This is a genomic window from Candidatus Hydrogenedentota bacterium, from assembly GCA_019695095.1.
GTDB lineage: Bacteria > Hydrogenedentota > Hydrogenedentia > Hydrogenedentales > SLHB01 > JAIBAQ01.
The window spans coordinates 1-6396 of record JAIBAQ010000271.1 but is presented as its reverse complement, the minus strand read 5'-3'; the positions used below and the strand labels follow the sequence as shown (position 1 = coordinate 6396).

Below are 6396 nucleotides of genomic sequence, written 5' to 3'. Positions count from 1 at the left end.
ACAAGGTGATCACGTCGTATGAGATCATGTCGAGCGATCCCTCCAAGCCGGAACTGGTGCTGCGCACGCCCATTCTCGCAAACGGCAAACGGCTCAAAGCGACCTACTATCTGGAAGACGAGAAGTTAGTAAGGGCCAGAATCGACGAATTGAGCGAACCGGTAATGTAGGCGCAGGATTTACACGTTACTTTCCTACTGGAAACCAGCAAAGCTTCTCTGACTGAGCCAAGCACCCGGCGACATGAGTGAATTCACGGTGGCCGGGTGCTTTGACTTGACCGGATATGCATCCGCAACGATGCTTGAGAGTGTTATGATTGCGGGCGCGCGAATGAACAAACATCGATTGGGCAGGGGGGAGACAATGCTTGTCAGTGCAGTAGCAGCGGTAATGTTCTTCAGCGCGGCGGACAACGTTTCACTCAATCAACAATGGGCGGAGCGTATGTTTACCGATGCCGTTCAACAAGCGCCAAGTGCCTACGTTGCGGCCACCCACGAAGACAGCCCCGGCGACGTGAAATACGGCAAGGCCACCGCGGGCGGTCCGCTGCGATTGGGCGACAAAACCTATGAGCACGGCATTGGCCTTAACAGTCACGCCGTAGTCCACGTGGTGTTACCGCAACCCGGAAAACTGTTCCGTGCCGATATCGGACTGGACCGCAATGTCGACGGCTCGGTCGCTTCCGTTCGCTGCCGCGTCGAGGTAGACGGCCGCGTGCTGTTCAAGACGGACGTGATGCGGCCCGGCGATGCGCCGCACTCCATCGAAGTGTCGCTTGATGGCGCACAATCTTTCGACTTGGTGGTGGATAACGGCGACGATGGGCGCGACTTCGATCAGGCGAATTGGGCGAACGCGCGCGTACAGTTGGCAGACGGCTCGGAACAGTTCGTCGACGAGTTGCCGCGTCGCGACGAAGGAAGTACGTGGCCGTTCTCGTTCGTCTACGGGGGACAGCATTCCGCTGAGCTGTTGCCGTCATGGGACCGCCGCATCGAAGTAAAGAAAGACGATCAGGTTGAACGCCGTACCCTCATCTTCAGCGATCCCAAAACGAAACTTGAGGTGCGCGCGGTCGTGAGTGTCTATGCGGATACTCCCGGTGTTGACTGGACGCTTCACTTCGCCAATCGCGGCACGACGGACGCGCCACCCCTGGAAAACGTGCGCGCGCTCGACGCGTCGTTTGCGTGCGATGCCGCACCGGTGACCTTTCGCAGCTTAAGGAGTACGGGAGGCGCGGACGATTGGTTGCCGTTCAGCGCCCCGTTGGCATTGGGCCAGACACACGCCTTCGCGCCCAACGCAGGACGTTCCTCGTCAGGCGCGTGTCCGTTTTTCGACGTGCAATGGAAGGGAGGCGGTGTCGTTGCGGGCATCGGCTGGACAGGCCAATGGACCGCGTCCGTAGAGAATTCGGGGAACGCCGTGCGCTTGCGCGCGGGAATGCAGAACCTGCATCTCGCGCTGCGTCCCGGTGAATCGATCCGCACGCCGCGCATTCTATTGATGCGATGGGACGGCGGCGACGATGCGTTGGCGTGCAACCTTTGGCGCGACACAATGCGCCGGCATATCTCGCCGCGCGCAAACGGTGAAATCGTCGTGCCGCCGATTGCGCATCTCAGCACGGCCTTCTACGAAATGGATGCGTGCACGGAAGCCCTTGCCCTGGATCACCTGAACGCAGGCAAAGACCTGGGCTTCGAATGCTTTTGGTACGACGCCTACTACGGCAAAGCCAATTTTCCAACGGTCGGCAATTACGTGCTGCCCGTGTTGCGCGGTTTCAACACGACGCGTTTCCCCAATGGACTGAAACCGCTCGCGGATGCCGCGCACGCGGCGGGTCTCCAATTCCTGATGTGGTTCGAACCGGAACGCATCTGCCCGGGCACGCTCATGGCCGTTGAGCACCCCGAATGGGTCGTGTTGCCCGATGGCGGCGGGTGGGGCATGTTCAACCTCGCCGTGCCCGAAGCGCGGCAGTACATCACCGATTACATGAACAGATTGATTGACGATTACGGCATCGACTGGGTGCGCATCGACAATGCCGTTCAGTACACGCCGCTGTGGCAAAAGCTCGACGCGGCGGCAGGCCCGGATCGTGTGGGCATCGCGGAGATTCGATACGTCGAAGGACTCTACCAATGGTGGGATGACATGCGCGCCGCGCATCCCGGCATGGCCATCGATAATTGCGCATCGGGTGGCGGCCGCATCGACCTGGAAACGTGCGCGCGCGCCATACCCCTTTGGCGAACCGATGGAACCATCACACCGCTTATGAATCGCGATTACCTTCAGGCCGCGCTGCAAAACCAAGTGATGACGGCGGGGCTTAGCCGTTACGTCCCATTCAGCGTGAGCGGCCAAATGGGCGCGGATCCCTACTGCTTCCGCAGCGGTTTCAACGCGGGCATTTCGTTCTGCGAAGACACGCGGCCGGCCGATTATCCGCGCGACCTTTTGCGCGCGGGCATCGCAGAAGGCAAGCGTATCCGAAAATACTTCTTCGGCAACCTCTACGCCCTAAACGAAGTCACGACGAACCCAACCGATTGGTGCGCTCTTCAATACCATCGCGCCGCTGAGAACGACGGGATGATCCTCGCCTTCCGCAGACACCGCTCTCCGTATACGGCGCTCAAGTGCGCGTTGCATGAGATAGACGCGGATGCGGAGTATGAAGTGGTGTTTTCGCCGGGATACTCGCCCAATCCAAGCGTGAAAATGAAGGGTGCGGATCTACAGGCAATTGAATTGAAGATCGACGAAATGCCGGGGTCGTTGTTGGTAGAGTATCGAAAGCTCACAAAGCTATAGGACGAATTTCAGCGTTACGAGGGGGGAGTATCAATGCCGTTAGTGGTGGATCGAAATGCGGTGTGTGACACCTATGCGTGGGCCGCGGAACAGCGCTGGGTGATGCCAGGCTTCGGCACGGAGAGCCAGACGACAACAGAGGCCTTGCTCGCGGCCGCACTCGAGCACGCCAATCGCATCGGCGTGCCGAACATGCCCGTCATCGTGTCCGTGACGAACCTGTACACCGGACGGACACAGACCGTGAATTACACGCGCACAAAGCGGTGGGACATCGGTCTGCGCATGTTCATGTCGAATCTGGAGGTGCTAACTGCGCCGGGGTCGCCGTTCGAGAAGCTGCGCGTCATGGCGCACCTCGATCATATCCAGCACGACATCGACGAAGAGTTGCTCGCGTGGGACATGCGGCAGTTCTCGTCGATTATGTACGACGCATCCGAACTGCCGTTCGAGCAAAACATGGAGGCAACCGCGCGGTTTGTGGACGCGCACAAGCACGAGATCTTCATCGAAGGCGCCTGCGACGAGATCGCGGAGGCAACCGGCGATCAGCGAAACGATTTGACGACGCCGGAACGCGCCGCGGAATATTTCCAGCGCACGGGCGCGGACATCATCGTTGCCAATCTCGGCACGGAGCATCGCGCGTCCGCGTCGACGTTGCAGTACCACGGCGAGATGGCGCGGCAGGTCCGCGACCTCGTAGGCACGCGCATGTGCTTGCACGGCGTATCCTCCGTACCGCCGGAGCAGATAGAACATCTCTTCGACGACGGCGTGTGCAAGGCAAACATCTGGACCATGCTGGAACGCGACAGCACACCGGTGCTGTTCCGCGACATGGCGCAACACGCGGCGAAGGTTGCGGGCCCCAAGGTTGCCAAGGAACTCGCGGAGCAAGGCATACTCGGCCCCAAAGCCGACGTGACTAGCGCGTCCTCGCTCCAATACTTCACACACGTGCATCGCGAGACGATTGCTTTCGACGAGATCAAGCGGCTCGCAGGACAGTTCTTCGCGCTCTGGTACCGGCGGGACGAAGCATGAGCACCATCGGCCTGGATATCGGCACGACCGGCTGCAAGGCGGTGGCGTTCGACGACGAAGGACATATGATCGCGTCGGCCTATCGCGAGTATCCCTTGCATCATCCCGAACCGGACGCGGCGGAGCTGGACTCGCGCGAAGTGTGCGACAAAGCGCTGGCCGTGCTCGCGGAATGCGCCGCGGCGTGCGCAGGCGATTCGCCGCGCGCTATCGGCATATCGAGTCAAGGCGAAGCCGTCACGCCGTTGGACGCTTCCGGTGCGCCGTTGGCCAACGCGATGGTGTCGTCCGATGCGCGGCCCGCACGTATCGCGCGCGAATGGACCGAGGCCTTCGGCGCGGAACGGCTGTACGGCATCACCGGCCACACCGCGCATCCCTTGTTCACGCTGTACAAACTGCTGTGGTTTCGCGAGCAGCGCCCCGATGTGTGGTCAAGCGCGACGCGATTTCATTGCTTCGAGGATTTGCTGCACACGCGGCTTGGCCTCGATCACGCCATGAGCTGGCCGTTGGCGGGCCGTACGATGCTGTTCGATGTCACCCTGCACGAATGGTCGGCGGAAGTTCTGGATGCGGCGGAGATCGATGCGGCGCGATTGCCGCGTCTCGCGCCAAGCGGAAGCGTGGTCGGCGAAATTCCGTCGCGGATCGCCAACGAGCTCGGACTACCGGCTGGCGTGCTCGTGGTTGCGGGCGGACACGATCAGCCGTGTGCCGCGTTGGGTGCGGGCGCCGTCGAACCGGGCCGCGCCATGTACGCCACCGGTACCGTGGAATGCATCTGCCCGATGCTGCCCAGCGCGGCCTTCACGCGGGAATTGTTCGACGCGAATCTCTGCACGTACGATTTCACGTTGCCCGGCACGTATACAACCGTCGCCTACAGCCTTACCGGCGGCAACCTGCTGCAATGGTTCCGCGAGCAGTGGAGCGGCGTCGAAAGTGTGGAAGCGCAACGGACGGGGCAAAACGTGTACGACCTGTTGCTCGAACAAATGCCGCCAGATCCCGGCGCGGTGATGGCGCTCCCGTATTTCACGCCGTCGGGCACGCCTTACTTCGACACCGAAACACCGGGGGCTTTGTTCGGACTGCGCCTGCAAACCACACGCGGCGAAGTGTTGCGCGCGCTGCTGGAAGGAGTCGCGTTTGAGATGCGGCTCAACGTCGATATTCTCGCGCAAGCGGGCGTATCCGTCAGCGACTTCCGCGCCGTTGGCGGCGGCTCGCGCAACCGCCGCCTCACACAACTGAAAGCCGACGTGCTCCACCGTCCCGTCACCACCGTTGCCGTCACCGAAGCCGGTTGCCTGGGCGTCGCGATACTCGCTCACGCAGCCGTCAGCGGAATTCCCGCTCGCGACATCGCCGACGCGTGGGTCCGCACCGGCGACACCGTCGAACCCGACACAACACGCGCCACACGCTACGACGAGTTGTTTCCAAAGTACCGGCAACTCTATCGTGCGATGAAGGAGCTGCAAGGGAAAATGAGCGTTGAATGAGGTAACTCTTTTTATAGCTGCATTTGTGGCCGTAGGCATACTCGCGGCATGTAGCTGGATCATCAATCATCGCTTGGACAAGCGCCGCATCACTCGAGTGATAGGGTACTCTGGCGGCGTTGTACTTAAAATCGAGTGGACACCTTTCGGGAAAGGCTGGCTGTTCGAGAACCGGTGCCGGTTCTACGATGTCACCTTTCGCAACAATAACGGCGAGATCGTTACTGCGACGTGCAAGACGTCTATGTGGATGGGCGTCTATTGGACAGGAGAGGCCGTTCCGTCCTTCGCGCCTTCTCCTGCGCAGTCTGCCCTCGAACATGTCGCCTGCAATAGCTGCGGCTATGCCCTACAAACCGATTGGATCGTATGCCCTCAGTGCGGCGCAGCGCGCAGGATCTGATTGCGCAGCGTTGTCTGAACGGTCTCGTAATAGACGGTGTCCAGATTGATTTGCCAAGTTGCATAAGCCAGATCCTTCGCTTCGCTCAGGATGACAGTTGGGCTCGTCTTAGCTGTCATCCTGAGCGAAGCGAAGGATCTGGCTTGAAACCCATCGAGCACCAAGACGAAACGCCATAGCTACCGACACGATTCTCACCACTCCAATCTCGCGCGTGTCGCTCAGCATTCCGTGTGCAACTCAACGCATTTCCCACAACGCCTGCGCAAGCCGCTCGTGTCCGGCAGGAGAAAGATGCAGACTGTCGACGGTCGCATCCGGTGATGCAAGCACTCTCGCCAGCAAGCGGCGCGGCACCAGCATGGCCCCATACTTCTTGGCCAACTGCCGCTGAGCCTCCCCAAAGCGATTGTAGAACGGTGGCAACGGCAACTCTATCAACGCGATGGGCACTTTGTGCCGCGCAAGTTCGGAGAGCATTGCATCGAGGTTCGCGGCAAATTCCTCTGATGGCGTGTCGTAGAAGACATCGTTGCCGCCCAACTCGACGATGATGAGCGAAGCATCCGGTTCCACTCGCTTCGCGTTGTTCATGGC

General features: G+C 60.5%; 5 protein-coding genes. 4 read left to right on the top strand and 1 reads right to left on the bottom strand.

What is annotated here, in order from left to right; genetic code table 11:
- The first annotated feature begins 366 nt into the window (after nt 1–366).
- The 4 genes from K1Y02_24490 to K1Y02_24475 are packed head-to-tail and all read left to right on the top strand — an operon-like array spanning nt 367 to nt 5799.
- Nucleotides 367–2838, top strand: a complete 2472-nt coding sequence (locus tag K1Y02_24490) for an NPCBM/NEW2 domain-containing protein (protein ID MBX7259542.1) — start codon at nt 367–369, stop codon at nt 2836–2838.
- Between the two features lie 33 nt (nt 2839–2871).
- Nucleotides 2872–3888 (top strand): class II fructose-bisphosphate aldolase, encoded by a 1017-nt coding sequence (locus tag K1Y02_24485; protein ID MBX7259541.1) that lies wholly within the window; start codon nt 2872–2874, stop codon nt 3886–3888.
- The gene (locus tag K1Y02_24480) at nt 3885–5396 is read left to right on the top strand and encodes a hypothetical protein (GenBank protein MBX7259540.1); all 1512 of its coding nucleotides are present in this window, start codon (nt 3885–3887) and stop codon (nt 5394–5396) included. The genes K1Y02_24485 and K1Y02_24480 overlap by 4 nt, the downstream gene beginning before the upstream one ends.
- Complete coding sequence (locus K1Y02_24475) at nt 5389–5799, top strand: zinc ribbon domain-containing protein (GenBank protein ID MBX7259539.1); 411 nt, start codon at nt 5389–5391, stop codon at nt 5797–5799. The genes K1Y02_24480 and K1Y02_24475 overlap by 8 nt, the downstream gene beginning before the upstream one ends.
- 240 nt (nt 5800–6039) lie before the next feature.
- Here the strand turns inward: K1Y02_24475 and K1Y02_24470 are convergent.
- On the bottom strand, nt 6040–6396 hold a 357-nt coding region (locus K1Y02_24470; protein MBX7259538.1), incomplete at its 5' end, for an acyl-CoA thioesterase.

Excerpts from the sequence above, each read along its gene's own strand:
- K1Y02_24490 (MBX7259542.1), top strand. The coding sequence starts at position 367 with ATGCTTGTCAGTGCAGTAGCAGCGGTAATGTTCTTCAGCGCGGCGGAC.
- K1Y02_24485 (MBX7259541.1), top strand. The coding sequence starts at position 2,872 with ATGCCGTTAGTGGTGGATCGAAATGCGGTGTGTGACACCTATGCGTGG.
- K1Y02_24480 (MBX7259540.1), top strand. The coding sequence starts at position 3,885 with ATGAGCACCATCGGCCTGGATATCGGCACGACCGGCTGCAAGGCGGTG.